At 62.6% G+C, this 18,421-nt stretch carries 13 protein-coding genes and 1 tRNA gene; 9 read left to right on the top strand and 5 right to left on the bottom strand.

The window, feature by feature from the left end; all coding sequences use genetic code 11:
• The first annotated feature begins 85 nt into the window (after nt 1-85).
• Nucleotides 86-421 (top strand): hypothetical protein, encoded by a 336-nt coding sequence (locus ACN6KF_RS08370; RefSeq protein ID WP_434956406.1) that lies wholly within the window; start codon nt 86-88, stop codon nt 419-421.
• A gap of 1,016 nt (nt 422-1,437) precedes the next feature.
• On the opposite strand, the gene ACN6KF_RS08365 is transcribed toward ACN6KF_RS08370, so the two are convergent.
• A tRNA-Cys gene (locus ACN6KF_RS08365) sits at nt 1,438-1,511 on the bottom strand.
• Nucleotides 1,512-1,726: 215 nt separating this feature from the next.
• On the opposite strand from ACN6KF_RS08365, the gene ACN6KF_RS08360 reads away from it, so the two are divergent.
• From ACN6KF_RS08360 to ACN6KF_RS08340, 5 genes are all read left to right on the top strand, one after another.
• Nucleotides 1,727-2,383 (top strand): protein-L-isoaspartate O-methyltransferase family protein, encoded by a 657-nt coding sequence (locus ACN6KF_RS08360; RefSeq protein ID WP_434956405.1) that lies wholly within the window; start codon nt 1,727-1,729, stop codon nt 2,381-2,383.
• Between the two features lie 252 nt (nt 2,384-2,635).
• Nucleotides 2,636-3,949: a TolC family outer membrane protein gene (locus tag ACN6KF_RS08355; protein WP_434956404.1), complete on the top strand. Its 1,314-nt coding sequence runs from the start codon at nt 2,636-2,638 to the stop codon at nt 3,947-3,949.
• Nucleotides 3,950-4,077: 128 nt separating this feature from the next.
• Nucleotides 4,078-4,512, top strand: coding sequence for a PopZ family protein (locus ACN6KF_RS08350; RefSeq protein ID WP_434956403.1), 435 nt, complete (start codon nt 4,078-4,080; stop codon nt 4,510-4,512).
• A gap of 117 nt (nt 4,513-4,629) precedes the next feature.
• Nucleotides 4,630-6,456, top strand: coding sequence for a glutamine--fructose-6-phosphate transaminase (isomerizing) (gene glmS, locus ACN6KF_RS08345; RefSeq protein ID WP_434956402.1), 1,827 nt, complete (start codon nt 4,630-4,632; stop codon nt 6,454-6,456).
• A 185-nt stretch (nt 6,457-6,641) separates the two neighbouring features.
• Nucleotides 6,642-7,346, top strand: a complete 705-nt coding sequence (locus ACN6KF_RS08340) for a DUF502 domain-containing protein (protein ID WP_434956401.1) — start codon at nt 6,642-6,644, stop codon at nt 7,344-7,346.
• A 34-nt stretch (nt 7,347-7,380) separates the two neighbouring features.
• Here ACN6KF_RS08340 and ACN6KF_RS08335 read toward each other — a convergent pair whose 3' ends face one another.
• The 3 genes from ACN6KF_RS08335 to ACN6KF_RS08325 all read right to left on the bottom strand — a co-directional run bounded on the left by ACN6KF_RS08335 (nt 7,381) and on the right by ACN6KF_RS08325 (nt 11,660).
• Complete coding sequence (locus ACN6KF_RS08335; protein WP_434956400.1) at nt 7,381-8,976, bottom strand: class I SAM-dependent methyltransferase; 1,596 nt, start codon at nt 8,974-8,976, stop codon at nt 7,381-7,383.
• A gap of 62 nt (nt 8,977-9,038) precedes the next feature.
• Nucleotides 9,039-11,135, bottom strand: coding sequence for an ATP-dependent DNA helicase RecG (recG, locus tag ACN6KF_RS08330; protein WP_434956399.1), 2,097 nt, complete (start codon nt 11,133-11,135; stop codon nt 9,039-9,041).
• Nucleotides 11,136-11,306: 171 nt separating this feature from the next.
• Entirely contained in the window at nt 11,307-11,660 is a 354-nt protein-coding gene (locus tag ACN6KF_RS08325) for a DUF488 domain-containing protein (protein ID WP_434956398.1), read from the bottom strand.
• A gap of 123 nt (nt 11,661-11,783) precedes the next feature.
• Between ACN6KF_RS08325 and ACN6KF_RS08320 the strand changes: the two genes are divergently transcribed.
• The 3 genes from ACN6KF_RS08320 to ACN6KF_RS08310 are packed head-to-tail and all read left to right on the top strand — an operon-like array spanning nt 11,784 to nt 16,681.
• A complete protein-coding gene (locus tag ACN6KF_RS08320) occupies nt 11,784-12,080 on the top strand; it encodes an FAD assembly factor SdhE (RefSeq protein WP_434956397.1) in 297 nt (98 codons plus the stop codon).
• Nucleotides 12,077-15,601, top strand: a complete 3,525-nt coding sequence (mfd, locus tag ACN6KF_RS08315) for a transcription-repair coupling factor (RefSeq protein ID WP_434956396.1) — start codon at nt 12,077-12,079, stop codon at nt 15,599-15,601. The genes ACN6KF_RS08320 and mfd overlap by 4 nt, the downstream gene beginning before the upstream one ends.
• Nucleotides 15,602-15,613: 12 nt before the next feature.
• Nucleotides 15,614-16,681, top strand: coding sequence for a D-TA family PLP-dependent enzyme (locus tag ACN6KF_RS08310; RefSeq protein ID WP_434956395.1), 1,068 nt, complete (start codon nt 15,614-15,616; stop codon nt 16,679-16,681).
• Nucleotides 16,682-16,879: 198 nt separating this feature from the next.
• Here the strand turns inward: ACN6KF_RS08310 and ACN6KF_RS08305 are convergent, their stop codons facing one another.
• Complete coding sequence (locus ACN6KF_RS08305; protein WP_434956394.1) at nt 16,880-18,265, bottom strand: AMP-binding protein; 1,386 nt, start codon at nt 18,263-18,265, stop codon at nt 16,880-16,882.
• Between the last annotated feature and the right edge of the window lie 156 nt (nt 18,266-18,421).

The raw sequence follows: 18,421 nt of genomic DNA, 5'->3' as shown, positions 1-18,421 counted from the left end.
CAGAGACTTCCCTCGATCGGCTCATTCAGGTGGCGTTCACTTCCCCCTCACTACTTTTGCGCGAACAACAGCAAGGAGAAACGCTATGTCCCGATCGGTTCTCATCGGCATCCTGGCGGGCGCTGGCATCGCTTTTTCATCGGCCGGCGGCGCTGCGGTATTGATCCCCCTGACGACGCCCGATGCATCGTCGGCCATGCAGGTGCAATATTATCCGCCTTGCCCGCCCGGCTATAAGGTCACCAGCCACGGAGTCTGCAAGCCGAGCCGCTATCTCAGGAGGCATCCCGGCCAAGACGCCTATAGCGAGAGTTATCAGCGCCCGCGTCGCTATTACCGCTATGACGATGATCAGCCGCGCTACGACCGCCGCGACCAGCGTCCCTACTATAATAACGGCGATGATGACGGCGACTATTGATCACCCGAGTAGCGCCGGCCCGGCTGTGAGCCATTGAACTCGCTTGGGCCGGCGGCCGCTGCTTCGATGGGGAAGGGCGGCTCGATGCCCCTTGTAGCGCCGAATAATGGTCGGCTGAATCGCAGCTCGCATCCGCCAGCTTTTTTTTTGCAGAACCTTTCCTTAAGCAAAGCGCGTTCACGATTGAACGCTTTTTGCTCCAGTTCCTTGGCTTCGATGCATCTTTGCGATTGGAGATGACTCGGCCAAATCGCAAAACGCTCTGAGCTTCGCACTCCAGCTAGGCCGTCTTGAGGGCTGCCCAAATCGCCATGTGGTGGCGCGATGGCCGGGGAATGGCGCGGCCAAGACTCTTTGAATTCTCGATCCAGACGTGAATTGCATCCCGCGCCTTGGCGACCGCACCCTCGGGAGTCTCGGCATTCTCATGCAGCCGGGAAGATCGGGGACGATTGCAGCGAAGCCGCCTCCATCCGCGACAGGCCTCGGCTCGCCCAGAATTGGATATTCCAGATCGCTCATGTCGCCCCCAACCGCGAGCGCATCTTATCGTCCCTGAGCGTCAAACAGATGTCGGGGAGGGCGCCATCACCGCGCCTCTTCTTCCCATCGCGACAGGTCGCGAATCGACGCGCGTCTTCCGCAAACGCCTCCGAGATGGCGCTCCGAACAGGCCGAAAACGCTGCTCGCATGATTCAGAAGTAAGCCCCATAGCCAAATTGCCGGAGGGGTGGTGTCGCCTTAGGCTTCAGGTGCTCTCAGCCGGTGCCCCCGACTGATCGAGCAGGGAGGCCCGGAAGGCGATCCTGCAAATCCGCCCTTTCGGGTCTCCTGTTTCCCAACAACTCGCAAGCGGCGAGCCCCGTCCAGGTTGAGGCCTCTTGCAGGGCCTCGCTCACAGAAAGCGACCCGCCAGGCGCACCTGTAGTTACGAACGGCTGGAAGGCGAGCCCGAACAACGCACATCTTTGTCCCACCTCGAATTTGGGTGGGGTTCTAGGTTGAAAGGAAGGGTTGGAGGCCACGCCCGGAATCGAACCGGGGTGCAAGGATTTGCAGTCCTCTGCGTAACCACTCCGCCACGTGGCCATCCATTGTCGCGCTGAGCAGGACAAAGCGGAGGCAGGCGCTATAACAAGCAAGCTGGATGCGTTCAACCGGTTTTCTCGGCCGAGGCGATATTTCCGTGAATGCCGGGCGCTGGCCGCAAAACCGAAGTCTCCCACTCGGCTGCGAGGCCAGCCTTCTTGCCTTTTGCGAGGCCATGCCGCAAACAACGCAGTGACAAACAGAGATATCGAGCAATGACCGACTTCGTCCAAGCGCGCCGCACCATGGTGGATTGCCAGATTCGCCCCAATGACGTGACCGAGGCGCGCGTCGTGGATGCCTTCCTTGCCGTGCCCCGCGAGACTTTCGTGCCGGCCTCCAAGCAGGCCTTGGCCTATCTCGATGCCGATCTGGCCGTGGGTGGGGAGACGGGCGAGCGCTATCTCATTCAGCCGATGTATCTGGCCAAGCTCGTTCAGGCCGCTGGCATCAAATCCACCGACACGGTGCTCGATATCGGCACGGCCACTGGCTATTCGGCTGCGGTTCTGGCTGAACTCGCCGGAAAAGTGGTGGCGCTGGAGAGCGACGAGGGGCTTGCGGCCTCGGCAAAGACCGCCTTGGCTTCCTATAGCAACGTGACGGTGGTGACCGACCCACTCGAGCAAGGCGTGGCCGGTTCCGGCCCCTATGACGTGATCCTGATCGAAGGCGCCATCGAGGAAATTCCTGAGGCTCTGTTCGCCTCTCTCAAGGAGGGCGGCCGCCTCCTCGCCGTGGTCGGTCGCGGCCGGCCCGGGCGTGCTACCATCTTCGTCAAGGTCGGGTCGGACCATACCGGCCGTATCGCCTTCGATGCCTCCGTGCCGGCTCTGGCGGCCTTCATCAAGGCTCCCGCCTTTTCATTCTGACTATCAAAACAGCACGTTAGGAGAAAATTAACCATTAATTAACCAAACTCGGGGTTCACTGTCTCTTTTTTGCTTCAACCTCGGATTTATCGCTGGGCAGCCGAAATCAGTTGTTGGTGAAAGCTGCCTGACAGGCTATTTTTTTAAAAAATATGGCGGTTTGTCCGCCTCTTTTGATTTGGGTCGGGTCGAGTCATGAAAACTGTAAGCGTATTTTCGTTATTGGCTGCAAGTGCTTCGCTTGTTTTCTTCATGGGCGGAGCGCAGGCTCAATCGCTGCAATCGGCCCTTGCGCAAGCCTATTCGGCCAACCCCACCTTGAATGCCCAGCGTGCCGGCACCCGGGCCAATGACGAAACCGTGTCGCAGGCGCTCAGCGGTTACAGGCCCAACATCTCGGCCTCTGCCAGCATCAGCGCCGAACGGGATTTCACCAAGTCGTTGCAGGGGAGTCGGTCCAACGCCACGCGATTTCCGCGCGGCGCCGAGGTCACGGTAACGCAGAATCTGTTCAATGGCTTTCAAACCGCCAATTCGGTGCGCGCTGCCGAGTCGGGCGTGCTCGGCCAGCGCGAGACGCTGCGCGACACCGAGCAAGCGGTGCTCCTTAACGGAGTGACGGCCTATATGAACGTGCTGCGCGACGCGGCACTGCTCAATCTGCAGAAGAACAATGTCGAGGTGCTCGAGGAGCAGCTCAAGCAGACCAAGGACCGCTTCAATGTCGGCGAAGTGACGCGCACTGACGTCGAGCAGGCCAATTCCGGCCTTGCGAATGCTCAGTCCCAGCGGATAGCCGCCGATGCGCAGCTCAAATCGTCGGTCGCCATCTACCGGCAGATCATCGGCTCCCAGCCCAAGAAGTTGCAGCCGGTCAAGGTGCCGCGCCTGCTGCCGAGGAACCAGAACGCCGCGATCCAGGCCGGACTTTCCAACCATCCCGGTATCACGGCCGCGCTTCACGCGGTCGACCAGGCCGCTATGCAGGTGAAGGTCGCCGAGGGCGCGCTCTATCCCACTCTGAATGCCCAGGGTTCGTTCTCGCACAATTACGAACCATCCGGCGCGAAGATGGGCACCTCGGCCTCGATCGGTGCCTTCCTCTCCGTGCCGATCTATTCGGGAGGCGGCGATTATTCCAAGATCCGCCAGGCCAAGGAACTGCTCGGGCAGGCGCGCATCCAGGTTGACGTCAACCGCGAGCTCGTGCGCTCCAACGTCATCCAGGCCTGGGGCTCCCTGGACGGTGCCCGCGGCGAGATCCAGGCCTTCCAGGCAGCCGTCAACGCCCAGGGCGTTGCGCTCGCCGGCGTGCGCGAGGAGGCCAAGGTCGGTCAGCGCACCACCTTCGACGTCCTGCAGCAGCAACAATTGCTCTTGCAGGCGCGGGCCAGCCTGATCCAGGCCCAGCGCGACCAGATCGTGGCTGCCTATACCGTGCTGTCGACCGTCGGAAAGCTCAACGCCACGGCGCTCGGCCTCAAGGTTGCTCGTTACAACCCCACCACGCATTACGATCAGGTGCGTGACAAGTGGATCGGCACCGATATTCCGGATGGGCGCTAAGCGGCACCTACCCACAGGAAGATGACGGCAACGCCCTCCGCATCCTTGCGATCGGAGGGCGTTCTTGTTTGAAGTGAAGCAAGTGCGCATTGGGGGCAGGGCGCGCTTGATGTGGAAGGAGCACCCCGATGTCGTCACCTACGCGGGCAGATCCGCCTCGTACCCTCAAGGAGCCGTCGATGGACGAGATTCTCAGCTCCATTCGCCGCATCATTTCGGACGATCCGCCGCCGGCAAGGCCGGGACGCCGCGCTCCGCTGGAAGCCTCCACTCAGGAGGAACCGTCGGCCCCTGCCGCCCCGTCCGAAATTTCCTCCGGCCCGATCGCAGCCAATGTCGATCGCGGGCCGGCTCCTTTGCTTTCGGCAATGCCGGAATCGGAGACGGCATCCGCCTTCGCCTCGCTGAACCACACGATATTCTCCAAGAATGCACGCACCATCGAGGACGTGGTGCAGGAAATGCTGAGACCCATGCTGCAGAGCTGGCTCGATGCCCATCTGCCGACCCTTGTCGAACGATTGGTTCGCCAGGAAATCGAGCGCATTTCCGGCCGGCAGTGACAGGCTCTTCAGGGGCTCTGTCACAAACTGTCAGGCATTTTGATTTCTCACTGCATTCACGAAGCCCTAAATCCCTCGCATCTAGAGTTCGTCTCGAATCGATGAAGGGTAAGGCGTATGTGCGGTATTGTCGGTATTCTGGGTAAGGAAGCGGTTGCGCTGCCCCTGGTGGATGCGCTGCGACGCTTGGAATATCGCGGCTACGACTCCGCCGGCATCGCGACGCTGGAGGAGGGAGCCATCACGCGCTGCCGGGCCGAGGGCAAGCTGCGCAATCTGGAAAGCAAGCTCGATCGAAATCCGCTCGCTGGTGTCATCGGCATCGGCCATACGCGGTGGGCGACCCATGGCAGGCCGACTGAAGAGAACGCCCATCCGCATGCCACCGCCCGAGTCGCGGTGGTCCATAACGGCATCATCGAGAACTTTCGCGAGCTGCGCGAAGAACTGAGCGCCGAAGGCGCGCGCTTCCAGAGCGAGACCGATACGGAGGTTATCGCCCATCTCGTCAACCGCGAGCTCGATCGCGGCCTGCCACCGATCGAGGCAGTGCATGCCAGCCTGCGGCGCCTTCGCGGGGCATTCTCACTGGGCTTCCTCTTCGCTGGCCACGACGATCTCATCATCGGTGCGCGGCTGGGGTCGCCGCTGGCGATCGGCTATGGTGAGGGCGAAATGTTCCTCGGCTCGGACGCCATCGCGCTGGCTCCCTTCACCAACACCATCGCCTATCTCGAAGACGGCGACAGCGTCGCCCTGACGCGTGGTTCGGCAACCATCTACGATGCCACCTTCAAGCGCGTGCACCGTCCGATCCAGAAATCGCAAGCGTCCGCCACCATCGTCGACAAGGGCAATCACCGGCATTTCATGGCCAAGGAGATCCACGAGCAACCGGAAGTCGTATCCCATACGCTGACCTCCTTCATCGACATGGTCGGCGAGACCATCCGGCTGCCCGAAGATCTGCCTTTCGACTGGAAGGACCTCAACCGCATCACCATCTCGGCCTGCGGCACGGCGTCCTTCGCTGGCATGATCGCCAAATATTGGTTCGAACGTTATGCGCGGCTGCCGGTCGAAGTCGATATAGCCTCCGAGTTCCGCTACCGCGAAGCCCCGCTCGACAAGGGAGGTCTTTCGATCTTCGTATCTCAATCGGGTGAGACGGCCGATACGCTCGCGGCGCTGCGCTATTGCAAGGAGCAGGGCCAGCACACGCTCGCCGTCGTCAACGTGCCAACCTCGACCATCGCTCGGGAAGCCTCGGTAATGGTCCGCACCTTGGCGGGTCCGGAGATCGGCGTCGCTTCCACCAAGGCCTTCACCTGCCAGCTCGCTGCCTTGGCGGGCCTTGCCATCGGCGCCGGCAAGGCGCGCGGCGCCCTGTCCGCAGAGGAAGAAAGCGAGCTCGTCCATGCCCTGATCGAGGCGCCGCGCCTGATGGCTGAGGCGCTGCGGCTCGAGCACGAAATCGAGACTTTCTCCAGGGACCTCGCCAAGGCCAAGGACGTACTCTATCTCGGTCGTGGCACCAGCTTCCCTCTTTCCCTTGAAGGTGCACTGAAACTCAAGGAAATCAGCTACATACACGCAGAAGGTTATGCTGCAGGCGAGCTGAAGCATGGCCCAATCGCCCTGATCGACGAGACCATGCCCGTGGTGGTGATCGCGCCTTTCGACGCGATCTTCGAAAAGACCGTCTCGAACATGCAGGAGGTTGCCGCACGGGGCGGCCGCATCATCCTGATAACCGATGAAGCTGGGGCAGCGGCGGCTGCCATGGCGACGCTGAAGACGATCATCCTGCCTTCGATGCCGGCGATCGTGACGCCGCTGGTCTATTCCATTCCGATCCAGCTGCTCGCCTATCACACCGCTGTGATCATCGGCACCGACGTCGACCAGCCACGCAATCTGGCCAAGAGCGTTACCGTCGAGTAGGAATGCTCACGGGCACCGCCTGATTGGACCGATTGCACAAATTTGCATCGACAGGCGGTGATGAGGGCGTGCTAGAGCAAAGCGCGTTGAGGCGATGGCGCTCTTTTGCTCCAGCTCTTTGTTCGAACGCGTCTTTGCAATTCTTGGTGATTCCACCAAATCGCAAAACGCTATAGAAGCGTGACATGGTACGAGATACGCCTCCCCACACGGTAATGCCTGCCGGTCCGCCTCAACGGGCCAGTAGATTTGGCGGCTTGCACAGCTATTTCCTCACCGGCCTGGTGGTCACCGGGCCGGTTGCGATCACGCTCTACCTGATTTGGACCTTCATTCAGTGGGTCGATGGCTGGGTCAAGCCATTCATTCCCGCGCGTTACCTGCCCGAGACCTATCTCCCTTTTCAGATCCCGGGCTTCGGCCTGGTCGTCGCGGTCATCGGCCTCACCCTGATCGGCTTCTTCACCGCTAATCTGGTCGGCCGCACCTTGGTGCGTCTCGGCGAGAAGATCCTCGACCGCACCCCAGTGGTACGCGGCATCTACAAAGCCCTGAAACAGGTATTTTCGACCATCTTTTCCCAATCGGGCACATCCTTCCGAAAGGTCGGACTGGTGGAATTCCCGCAGGGCGCCTGGTCGATCGTCTTCATCTCCTCTGAGCCGAGCCCCGTGGTCGAGGCGAGGCTGCCGGGCGGCAACGACGGAGCCTGGGTTTCCGTCTTCATGCCCTGTGCGCCCAACCCGACGACAGGCTTCTTCTTCCTGCTGCCGAAATCAAAGGTGATCGAATTGCCGATCAGTGTCGAGCAGGCCACCAAGCTGGTGATCTCGGCCGGCCTGATCCAGCCCGAACAATTGCCGGTTCCCGAGGACCTGCGGCCGAACTGAAAAAGGCTCGCCGCTGCTGGCCCCTTCGAGGGATTTACGGCTCGAGCAATGCGTTGTTCCAAGCTATCCCGAGTGTGGCGGCGAGATGTTCCTGGGCGCAGGCCGCGATGTCGGCTTCGTCGGTGACGCGCTGACCATTGCGTTGGAAGTGCAGGGCATCCTCACCGGCTTTGGCCTTGAGATGAGCGAGCAGTTCGGCACGGGTCCGCGAGCCGTCCATCACGGGCAGGATATGCTGGGCCACCACGCCGAGATCGAAATTCTCATGACGCCGGTTGACGGTGCGCGTGCGGCCGCTGGCAGCATCCTTGCGAGCAAGGACGGTCGCCTTGGGGCGGTCTCCATCCGCGGCGCCGATATCAACCGCCATGGTAGATGCGACCATCAGCCCGGAAAGAACGCCTTGCAGCAAGGCGCCGCGGATCTCATTCCGCTCCTCTTGGGTGAGTTTCTTCTTATCGGAAGTTTCGATCTCCGCGATAAGCTGGTGAAAGTTCGAGGTCGCCGGCTTTCGGGCCGCGACCCGTTCGAAAGCCTTGCGAACCGCCTCGACCCGCGTGCGGATCTGCCGGCCTCCGCAATTCTCGAAGCAATAGGGCATGTCGGCTTCGCTCGAGGGAACTTGCGTAATATCGGCCAGCAGATGCAGATCCTCGATCCGCTGCGGGTCGATATTCCGCTTTGTCGCTGCTGCACGGGCCGGCGGGATCAACAGGGTCTGCCGGAAGGTCCGGCCTGTCACGACGTCGATATAATTCTCGGTCGAGAGCAGGGTGTTGCCACCCAGCATCCGCAGGGCCTTGGCAGCCTCCGGCCCGAAATTCTCGGGCACCATCATGTGCAGGTCGGCCTCGCCGAGATAGGCGAGTTGATGCTGGCCGGCCGCATACATGAAATCATGGAAAGAGCAGGGGGTATTGTCGAGTTCCAGGAACTCATGGGCCAGATAATCGTCCGGCACCTTCTGCAACTGCGCGACGCCTTCCTTGACCGCGGCGCCATAGGGGCCGGGTGGCGCATGCTCCGCCAGGAAGCCCATGAACTCCCGCGCCTTGGCGATGCGTTCACGCAAATTGCTGGCCTGGCCGACATGGGCCATCAAGGCATCGCGCAGGATCTGCTTGGGCCGCCAGCCCGGCAGCACGTTGAAGCTGACATAGGCAATGCCCTGGAATTCGAGATATTTGGAACAGATATAGAGGATCGCATGGCGCACGGGCTCCGGCACCCAGGAATACACGCCGTGGCAGACGATGAAGTCGAAGCGGTGATCGGGGCCTTCGAAGAAGGCGATATCCTGTTGACGCAGCTCGATATTGGTCAAGCCGAGCGCCTCGATACGCTTGCGGCCATCGGCGATCTGGATGCCGGAAAGGTCTATGCCCAGAAAGCGGCCTTCTGGATGGGCCGCGGCCAGGGGAATGAGATTGCCGCCGCTCGCACAACCGATCTCGAGCACGCGCATTCTGTCGAGGTTCGGCATTTCAAGGCCGAACAGCCGCGCCACAGCCGCAAGTCTTGCCGGATGCGTCTGCGGAAAGGCATTGGAGACATAAGGCAGTTCGTCATAGCTCGCCTGCGTCCTGGCCTGAGCCTCTGCGAAGTTGGACGGGTGAGCACCTGAGGTCATTGCGATATCCCCTGCATGAAGACTGGAACATCCCGGCAGATTACATGCCCGCTTCCCTCACGCTATCCCGAACGTAGCAGACGCACAGCTTCATCGCGTTCGAACAGATAGAGCAGGGTGCGCAGAGCCTCGCCGCGTGGCGAGACGAGCTCCGGATCGCGGGCCAGCACCAGCCTGGCATCGTCATTGGCGGGGGCGAGCAGATGACGATGGCTGTCGAGATCGGCGACCCGGAACCCCGGCATGCCGGACTGACGCGTGCCGAGCACGTCGCCTTCGCCCCGCAACTTCAGGTCCTCTTCGGCGATGCGGAAACCATCCTCGGTCTCGCGCATGATCTCGAGTCGCTTGCGGGAGACCTCGCCAAGCGGCCCCCTGTAGAGCAGGAGACAGGTCGACTTGTCTGAGCCGCGCCCGATACGTCCGCGAAGCTGGTGGAGTTGAGCCAGGCCGAAGCGCTCGGCATGCTCGACCACCATCACCGTGGCCTCCGGCACATTGACGCCGACCTCGATCACCGTGGTCGAAACCAGGACACGCAGATCGCCCGACACGAACCGGGCCATCACCTCGTCCTTGGCCGTGCCTTTCATCTGCCCGTGGAGCAGACCGACCTTGTCGCCGAAGAGGGAGGCAAGATGGGCGAAGCGATCTTCGGCCGCTGCGACATCCAAAGTCTCGGATTCGGCGATCAGAGGACAGACCCAATAGGCCCGCGCGCCGGTCTGCAACAAGCGCGCCAAGCCATCAACCACCTCGTCGAGCCGTTCGAGCGAGATCAGGCGTGTATCCACCGGTTTGCGTCCGGCCGGCTTCTCGCGGAGCTGAGAGGAGTCCATGTCACCGAAATAGGTCAGCACCAGGCTGCGTGGGATCGGGGTCGCCGTCATCACCAGCACGTCGACACCAGCATTCTTGCGGCTCAAGGCCAGGCGCTGATGTACGCCGAAGCGATGCTGCTCGTCGACGATGGCAAGGCCGAGATCCCGAAACTCGACGTCCTCCTGGAACAGCGCATGCGTCCCCACCACGATGTCGATGCTGCCTTCCTTCAACGCAGCCTGCATGCGCGCACGTTCGCGCGCCTTGTCGCGCCCGGTAATCAGGCCAATGCGCAAACCGGCGGCCTCGGCAAGGGGCTGGATGGTGGCCAGGTGCTGGCGGGCGAGGATTTCAGTCGGCGCCATCAAGGCCGCCTGCCGCCCTCCTTCCACCATGGTTGCCATGGCAAGCAGGGCGACCACCGTCTTGCCGGAACCGACATCACCCTGCAGCAGTCGCAGCATGCGGGTCGGGGCCGCCATGTCGGCCCGGATATCGGCCAGCGCCGTAACCTGGCTCGCCGTCAGCTTGAAGGGCAGGGCAGCCTCGATCCGAGCCGCGATCATTCCAGTCCCGGTGACGGCGAGCCCCGGCAATGCCTTGTTGTGCGTACGCACCATGGCGAGTGCGAGTTGCGAGGCCAGGAGTTCATCATAGGCCAGCCTCAATCGGGAAGCGGAATCTGGTGCGACCGCCTGCGGTGTCTCCGGCGAATGCAGAGCGGCCAAGGCCTCGCGAAATCCCGGCCAGCGCTGCGCCTTGAGCCAGGCCGGGTCCTGCCACTCGGCGAGTTCGGCGGTTCGGGCCAGGGCTTCCTGCGTCACCTTCTGGATCTGGCGCGGATAGAGCCCTTCGGTCAGCGGATAAACCGGCTCGACCAGAGGCAGGGATTTGAGTCCTTCCTCATCGACGATCCGATCGGGATGCACCATCTGGCGCATGCCATCGAACAGCTCGATCTTACCGCTGAGCCAGCGCCGCTCGCCAACGGGCAGAGCGTGCTCGATCCAGCTCGTCTGAGCGGCGAAGAAGATGAGCGTGAGATCCCCGGTGTCGTCCTGGACATAAACCCGATAGGGGCCCTTGCCCCCACTGGGCCGGTGGCGTTCCACCATAATCTCGACCATCACCAATTCGCCGATCGGCGCATCCACCAATTTGGGACGGCGGCGGCGGTCGAGGACGCTGGCCGGCAGGTGAAACAAGGCATCCACCACCCGCGCGCCCACCGGCTCCGCACCTCCGAGGAGACGGGTGAGCAGCTTCACAAGCTTCGGCCCGACCCCTGGCAGGGAGGAGACGGAAGCGAACAAGGGTGTCAGAATTGCCGGACGCATGAAGGCCTCACCGGTTCTTTTGGCCGGATGGAAAGCAGGAGGCAAGCTTCAGCCGTTCGAAAGAGTGGATCTTCTTCGGAGCGCGGACTTCCAGTCCGCTCTTGGAATTGCAGCGTTCGCGGAAGAAGGAAGAGCCGACTGGAAGTCCGCGTTCCAACCTGCGCCTCCCACTCAAAAGGTGATGCACTCCAGGACCCTTTTGGTGACGATCGCATGCGTGTGTTCGACATCCCTGGCCGCGTAGACGAGGGTCGCGACCTTGTCGCCGATCATGCGCCGGAGTGCGATGACGGCCTCACTGTTGTGCGCGAGCTCGCTCTCGTAGAGGGCCTGAAATTCCCGCCATTTCGCCGAATCGTGACCGAACCATTTTCGGAGTGCCGGGCTCGGCGCCACGTCCTTGGCCCAGATGTCGATATGCGCCTCCTGACTGGATAGGCCGCGCGGCCACAGGCGATCGACCAGGATGCGCAGACCATCCTCGGAAGCGGGCGGATCATAGGCGCGTTTCAATCCGATCGGCATGGTGGCTCCCGGTCACCTTCCATTCCCCCCTCTGGGATTTGACCGCACGGATGATATTTCGATCTTCCATGGTTCCCACAGGCCTTCGGACTCTCTATACAGCGTGCCAACAGGAACTGGAACATGTCCGGAACGATACGTACTTCTGAGGAACTTGACCCGCGTCGGAGACGGATCGTCTACCGGGCCTGGCATCGCGGCTTTCGCGAGATGGACCTCATCATGGGCAGCTTCTGCGATACCATCATCGTCGAGCTGTCCGAGGACGAGGTCGGTGACTTCGAAACGCTCATCGATGCCCCCGATCACGAGCTCTACGCCTGGATCAGGAGCGCTGAGCCCGTGCCGACCGAATTCGATACGCCTGTGTTCCGGCGGTTGCGCGATTACCATTTCACCATGAAACCGATGTTTGCATGAAAGCCGCGGATCGACTCGCTGGGGTTCTGAGCCGCCCCGGCGGCCAACTCGTCTTCTCCAACTGTGCTGATGGGCAGGACGGGCTCGTCCTGGCCGACCTCACGCGCACACTGGTTGCACAGGCCCGCGAGCGACCGGCCGCCATCCTGCATATCGCACGCGACGGCGGCCGCTCGGCCACTTTGGAAGCGGCCCTTCAGTTCTACGCGCCCGAGATCGACGTCATCAGCTTTCCCGCATGGGACTGCCAACCCTATGACCGGGTCTCTCCCAATGCCGCCGTCATTGCCCGGCGCATGACCGCGCTGTCGCGATTGGCGACCACACGGGGCGGAGACCGGCCTCGTATCGTGCTCACCACCGTCAATGCCGTGTTGCAGCGCGTGCCGTCCCGCGATCTCATCGCCGCCCAATCGCTCTCTGCCGCGCCCGGCAATGCCGTCAATATGGACCGGCTGTCAGCATGGCTTGAGCATAACGGCTATCTGCGTTCCTCCACTGTGCGCGAGACCGGCGAATATGCCGTGCGAGGCGGCATCCTCGACCTCTACCCGCCAGGCTTGGCCATCCCGGTGCGTCTCGACTTCTTCGGCGATACGCTCGAATCCATCCGCAGCTTCGATGTCGAGACGCAGCGCTCCCAGACGCAACTGCGCATGCTCGACCTCGTGCCGATGAGCGAAGTCCAGCTTACCACCGAGACGATCAAGCGCTTCCGCCAGGCCTATCTTGCCGAATTTGGTGCCCAGACACGCGGCGATCCACTCTATGAGGCGATCTCCGAAGGCCGGCGCTATGTCGGCCTGGAACACTGGCTGCCGCTGTTTCACGGCAAGCTCGACACGCTTTTCGATTATCTGCCCGAGGTTCCTGTCGCTCTCGATGCCCTGGCCGAGGATGCCGCCGGCGAAAGATTGGCGCAGATCAAGGATTATTACGATGCCCGCCGCGAGGTACTGGGCAAGCCTGGCGAGACCGTGCCCTACAAGCCGCTGCCGCCGGACCGGCTCTACATCGCGCCCGAGGAGTGGCGCCGCCGGCTGGACGAGTCGTCCCTGGCGCGCATGACGCCATTCTCGTCTCCCCCCGCGCCCGGTCGGGAAATCATCGATTGCGGTGGTCGTCAGGGCCATAATTTTGCGGCTGAACGCGCCGCCGAGGACGCCAACGTCTTCGATGCCGTGGTCCGTCACATCCGCACTCTGCAGGCCTCAGGGCAACGGGTAATCGTGGCAGGCTGGACCGACGGCTCGCGCGAGAGGCTCGGTGCCGTACTCGCCGATCACGGCCTCACCCAGGCCAAGCCCATCCCCAACTTTGCTCGCGCCTTGGCACTGCCAAAAGGCGAGATTGCCCTCGGTGTGCTGCCGCTCGAAACAGGCTTCGAGACAGCCGACTTCGCCATCATCTCGGAACAGGACGTTCTCGGCGACCGGCTGGTGCGCCGTGCGGGCAAGCGCAAGCGCGCGCAGAACTTTCTCACCGAGATTGGTACCCTGTCGCCCGGCGATATCGTCGTGCATGTCGAGCACGGCATCGGGCGCTTCGTCGGCCTGCAGGCGGTGACTGCCGCGGGTGCACCGCATGATTGCCTGGAAATTCACTATGCGGGCGGCGACAAGCTGTTCCTGCCAGTGGAGAATCTGGAGCTGCTGTCGCGCTATGGCTCGGAAGACGCCGAAGCGCAGCTCGACAAGCTCGGTGGGCGCGGCTGGCAGGAACGCAAGGCGCGCATGAAGAAGCGCATCCGCGAAATGGCGGGTGAGCTGATCAAGATCGCTGCGGCACGCGCTTTGCGCGAGGCGCCCAAGCTGGTGCCGGCCCAGGGCATCTATGACGAATTCGCCGCGCGATTCCCCTATAGCGAAACCGAGGACCAGCAATTCGCCATCGACTCCGTGCTCGAGGATCTGGCATCCGGCCGCCCCATGGATCGCCTGGTTTGCGGCGACGTCGGCTTCGGCAAGACGGAAGTGGCTCTGCGCGCCGCCTTCGCCTGTGCGATGACGGGCCGGCAAGTCGCCGTCGTGGTCCCCACCACGCTGCTCGCCCGCCAGCATACCAAGACCTTCGCCGACCGGTTCAAGGGGCTACCCGTCAAGGTGGCGCAGCTCTCGCGCTTCGTCCCGGCGGATGAAGCCCGCAAGATCAAGGCGGGCCTGGTCTCGGGCGATGTCGACATCGTGGTCGGCACGCATGCATTGCTGGCCAAGACCATCGCCTTCCGGGATCTCGGCCTGCTGATCATCGATGAGGAGCAGCATTTCGGCGTGGCCCACAAGGAGCGCCTCAAGCAATTGCGCTCCGAGGTGCATGTCTTGACTCTGTCGGCGACGCCGATCCCGCGCACGCTGCAGCTCGCACTGACGGGCGTGCGCGAATTGTCGATCATCGCCACGCCGCCCGTCGATCGCCTGGCCGTGCGTACCTTCGTCACGCCTTTCGATGCCGTGGTGCTGCGCGAAGCGCTGATGCGCGAACGCTATCGCGGCGGCCAGAGCTTCTTCGTCGTGCCTCGCATCGAGGACATTGCCGACGCCAAGGCCTTCCTCGACGAATATGCGCCGGAGGCCAAGGTCGCCATCGGCCACGGCCAGATGGCTGCCGGCCAGCTCGAAGACGTGATGACGGCCTTCTACGAAGGCAAATACGACATCCTGCTCTCGACGACGATCGTTGAATCAGGCCTCGACATTCCCACCGCCAACACGCTGATCGTCTGGCGGGCCGACATGTTCGGCCTGGCCCAGCTCTACCAGCTGCGGGGGCGCGTGGGGCGCTCCAAGACCAGGGCCTATGCCCTGTTCACCCTGCCGGCCAACCGCACCATCACGCCCGGCGCCGAGCGCCGGCTCAAGGTGCTGCAATCGCTGGATACGTTGGGAGCGGGATTCCAGCTCGCCTCGCATGATCTCGACATTCGTGGAGCCGGCAATCTGCTGGGCGACGAACAGTCCGGCCACATCAAGGAAGTCGGTTACGAGCTCTACCAGCAGATGCTGGAAGAGGCCGTCGCGGCCCTCAAGGACGGTGGCGTCGAGACCGAGGTCGAGGAACAATGGTCACCACAGATTACCATCGGTACGCCGGTGATGATCCCCGAGGACTATGTCCCGGACCTGACATTGCGCCTCAGCCTCTATCGCCGCCTGTCCTCCCTGGATATCGACGCCGAGATCGACGCGTTCGGCGCCGAACTGACCGATCGCTTCGGCGAGCGGCCTGATGAGGTCGACCAGCTCCTCAAGCTGATGTCGATCAAGGCCCTGTGCCGGCGCGCCAATGTCGAGAAGGTCGACGCCGGCCCGAAAGGCGTGGTGGTCTCCTTCCGCGACAATGCCTTCGCCAACCCCGACGGGCTGGTGCGCTACATTGCCGAGCAGGGCTCTTTCGCCAAGGTCCGCCCGGACATGCGCGTCGTCTTCCAGCGCGATTTCGACAAGCCCATCGATCGGCTCAAGGGTACGGCCGTCATTCTCAAGAACCTCGCTCGCATCGCCGAGATGAAGAAAGCCGCCTGATCGGATACAATGATGGCAAGTTCCTCCCTCTCTTCCGTCGAAACTCCCTTCGTCCAGATTGATCTCGACATCGCCGAACGCAACATCGTACGGCTCCAGGCCTATTGCGACGAACACGGCCTCAGGCTGCGGCCGCATATCAAGACGCATAAACTGCCGCGCCTGGCCCGCTTCCAGGTCGAGCAGGGCGCGGTCGGCATTACCTGCCAGAAACTGTCGGAGGCCGATGCGATGACCGACGGCACCGGCCTCGACGATGTGCTGATCACTTATAATCTTGTTGGGGAGGCCAAGCGCGAGCGCCTGCGGGCACTTTCGGAGCGCATCCGTCTCAGCGTCGTGGCTGACAGCGCCGTTGTCGTCGATGAATTGGCGGCAGCCATGAAAGGAACCGGGCGCAAGCTGACCGTGCTGGTCGAGTGCGATACCGGAGCCCGGCGCTGCGGTGTTCCAACGCCGGAAGCGGCTGCGGAACTGGCAAACCGTATCGCGGCGTCATCCGAGCTGCATTTCGGCGGCCTGATGACCTATCCGCCGGTCGGCGGAACAGAGGCCGTACAGGATTTCATGCAAAGAGCGAAATCCTTGATTGAAGCTTTTGGAATTCCAGTCGAAACAATCACAAGCGGCGGATCTCCCGACATGTGGCGGGCGCATGAGGCCTCCATCATCACCGAATACCGCCCGGGGACCTACGTCTATAATGACCGTTCCCTTGTCGCCCGTGGTGTCTGCGGCTTCGATGACTGTGCCCTCAACGTGGTCGCCACAGTGGTGTCGGTGCCCGACCCGCATAGGGCCATTATCGATGCCGGTTCGAAAGTCCTGACCTCCGATCTGCTCGGCTTGACCGGGCATGGTCATGTCCTCGGCCGGCCGGACATCGCGATCGACCAGCTCTCGGAAGAGCATGGCCGGTTGATCAGCGAGCAGCCGATCGCCCTTTCAGTGGGCGACCGCGTGCGCATCGTGCCCAATCACGCCTGTGTGGTCGCCAATATGCTGGATTTCGTCGTCCTCTGTCGCGGCGATGCCCTCATCGGTCCCGAGCCCGTCGCCGCGCGCGGCCGCGTCTGGTGAGCGAGGAAGATCGCAACGCGGTTTACTTAAGCACCTTCCGTAGGTTGCACGACCTTTGTCATTGCCGGGCTTAATCCGGCAATTCAGGTTCCCCCTCCGAGACGCCGGATGCCCGGGTCAAACCCAGGCATGACAAAAGTCGGCGTTTCTCCTGTAAGTAAAAGGCATTGGAGCGAAAAGGCTTCATGCCGCCTGAAGTCAAGCGGCTCCCGCGAGAGGGCGGCTGAGCTTTGCCGGGTCGATACTCTGCCCGCGATCGTGGGCCTGAGCCGGTTCGTCCATGCTCATGGGCTTGCCATAGCGTGCACCCGTCACCTCAAGGAGACCAACGCCTCGATCCACGGATCCGGAAGCGGGGTAGGAGGTCGACACCCAACCCTCCGCTCCGAGGGGATAGGAGGCCTCCCGCTCGCTGACGTCGAAACCGACACCCGGCACCTGCTGGCCACGCAAGGCCAGATAACCGCTCTCCTCGACGCTGGCCTCGACGAGCGGCAAGGCAGTATCCTCCTGACCCGCAACCGTTACCGCGAGTCCGAACCCGCCGTCATTCAGCGCGCGCATCGGCACGATGCCGATCTCGCCGAGCACGGCAAAATGGGGAACCGGGCAGGGGGCATCTACTGGCACGATGGCAGTATGCGGCGCCCGCGCGAGGCCGGCGACCTTTTCGAGCTTGCGGCTGTCGAACAAACCGTCGGAGAGGCCCGCACGCAGGACCGCGTCGGGCAACAGAGCATGGGTAACGCCGTGCATCGTCATCTGGACGGCAAAGACCGTCGCGTCGAAAGCTTGGTGCAGAATGAGCTGGCAGCCGGTGCTGAGCCATGTCACCAAGCCACCCGCAAGCCCCGCGAGCCCCGACGGAGCCATCGGACAAAGCAGACGCGAGGTTCGCGACAGACCGAGTTCCGCTACCAGCACCGAAGCGGCCGCATGCCATTCACGATGCGTGCGGGCGACGGCGAAGTCCCCGTCCGCGCCCCGGTCGATCGTCATGATCGCCAGGTTTTCCTCAGGGCGCTCGCGCCGCGACAGGCGGGTGATCACGCCCGTGCGGGGATAGCCGATGCAGTCCTCGAAAGAGACGGTCCCTCCCGGCAAATCCGCCCCGAAAGCCCCGATGAAACGAATATCGGCGATGGATTCGTCGACGAGGTGACGCAGTGGCCGCAAGGATTGGACATCGCCCATGCGCCGCGCCGCGAGGATCGCCTTGGCGTTCAGCCTCTCGGCGACGCCGACGATTTCAGCCGGCGAAAAATCGATCGGAACGATTACCGCCACGAGGCCCGCCCGGATACAGCCGAGCAGTGCGATCAACGTATCCGTCACGTTGAGCCCCTGCACGCAGACCAGCGCCTCGCTGGGCAACCCCATTTCGAAAAAGCGGCCGGCGACCGCGGAGACGGCAGCATCGACCTGGTTCCAGGTCAGTCTGCGCGGTGCGCCATCGGCCCAGAGGGGGCGGTCGGGCGCGTCGATCAGGGCCAGCATATCGCCGGCTCGCTGAGCGCTGAGACGCAGCATCTGGTCGAGGGTAGGGGGGGCGAGGGCAATCCTGGGCGTGATGTCTGACGTCATGGGGCCTCAGGGGGTATTCACAGGGCACGAATCAGATCCAGGTGAGTTTAACCCTGGATGACGGCAAAGCCATAGCCGGTTTGACAGCCCCGGTCGTCCCATCCGCGAGCACCATCCACACTTTGAGCAGATGCCCATTCCGAAAGCCCGTGCACT

It is taken from the genome of Labrys methylaminiphilus subsp. lupini, from assembly GCF_051161885.1.
Lineage (GTDB): Bacteria > Pseudomonadota > Alphaproteobacteria > Rhizobiales > Labraceae > Labrys.
Note: the sequence above shows the minus strand (reverse complement) of the source record. Positions and strands in the feature narration are given on the sequence as shown.

What these genes read in the sequence shown, in the direction of transcription:
- ACN6KF_RS08370 (WP_434956406.1), top strand. Translation starts at nt 86, where the DNA reads ATGTCCCGATCGGTTCTCATCGGCATCCTGGCGGGCGCTGGCATCGCT.
- ACN6KF_RS08320 (WP_434956397.1), top strand. Translation starts at nt 11,784, where the DNA reads ATGTCCGGAACGATACGTACTTCTGAGGAACTTGACCCGCGTCGGAGA.
- ACN6KF_RS08340 (WP_434956401.1), top strand. Translation starts at nt 6,642, where the DNA reads ATGGTACGAGATACGCCTCCCCACACGGTAATGCCTGCCGGTCCGCCT.
- ACN6KF_RS08325 (WP_434956398.1), bottom strand. Translation starts at nt 11,660, where the DNA reads ATGCCGATCGGATTGAAACGCGCCTATGATCCGCCCGCTTCCGAGGAT.
- mfd (WP_434956396.1), top strand. Translation starts at nt 12,077, where the DNA reads ATGAAAGCCGCGGATCGACTCGCTGGGGTTCTGAGCCGCCCCGGCGGC.
- glmS (WP_434956402.1), top strand. Translation starts at nt 4,630, where the DNA reads ATGTGCGGTATTGTCGGTATTCTGGGTAAGGAAGCGGTTGCGCTGCCC.
- ACN6KF_RS08360 (WP_434956405.1), top strand. Translation starts at nt 1,727, where the DNA reads ATGACCGACTTCGTCCAAGCGCGCCGCACCATGGTGGATTGCCAGATT.
- ACN6KF_RS08350 (WP_434956403.1), top strand. Translation starts at nt 4,078, where the DNA reads ATGTCGTCACCTACGCGGGCAGATCCGCCTCGTACCCTCAAGGAGCCG.
- ACN6KF_RS08305 (WP_434956394.1), bottom strand. Translation starts at nt 18,265, where the DNA reads ATGACGTCAGACATCACGCCCAGGATTGCCCTCGCCCCCCCTACCCTC.
- recG (WP_434956399.1), bottom strand. Translation starts at nt 11,135, where the DNA reads ATGCGTCCGGCAATTCTGACACCCTTGTTCGCTTCCGTCTCCTCCCTG.
- ACN6KF_RS08355 (WP_434956404.1), top strand. Translation starts at nt 2,636, where the DNA reads ATGGGCGGAGCGCAGGCTCAATCGCTGCAATCGGCCCTTGCGCAAGCC.
- ACN6KF_RS08335 (WP_434956400.1), bottom strand. Translation starts at nt 8,976, where the DNA reads ATGACCTCAGGTGCTCACCCGTCCAACTTCGCAGAGGCTCAGGCCAGG.
- ACN6KF_RS08310 (WP_434956395.1), top strand. Translation starts at nt 15,614, where the DNA reads ATGGCAAGTTCCTCCCTCTCTTCCGTCGAAACTCCCTTCGTCCAGATT.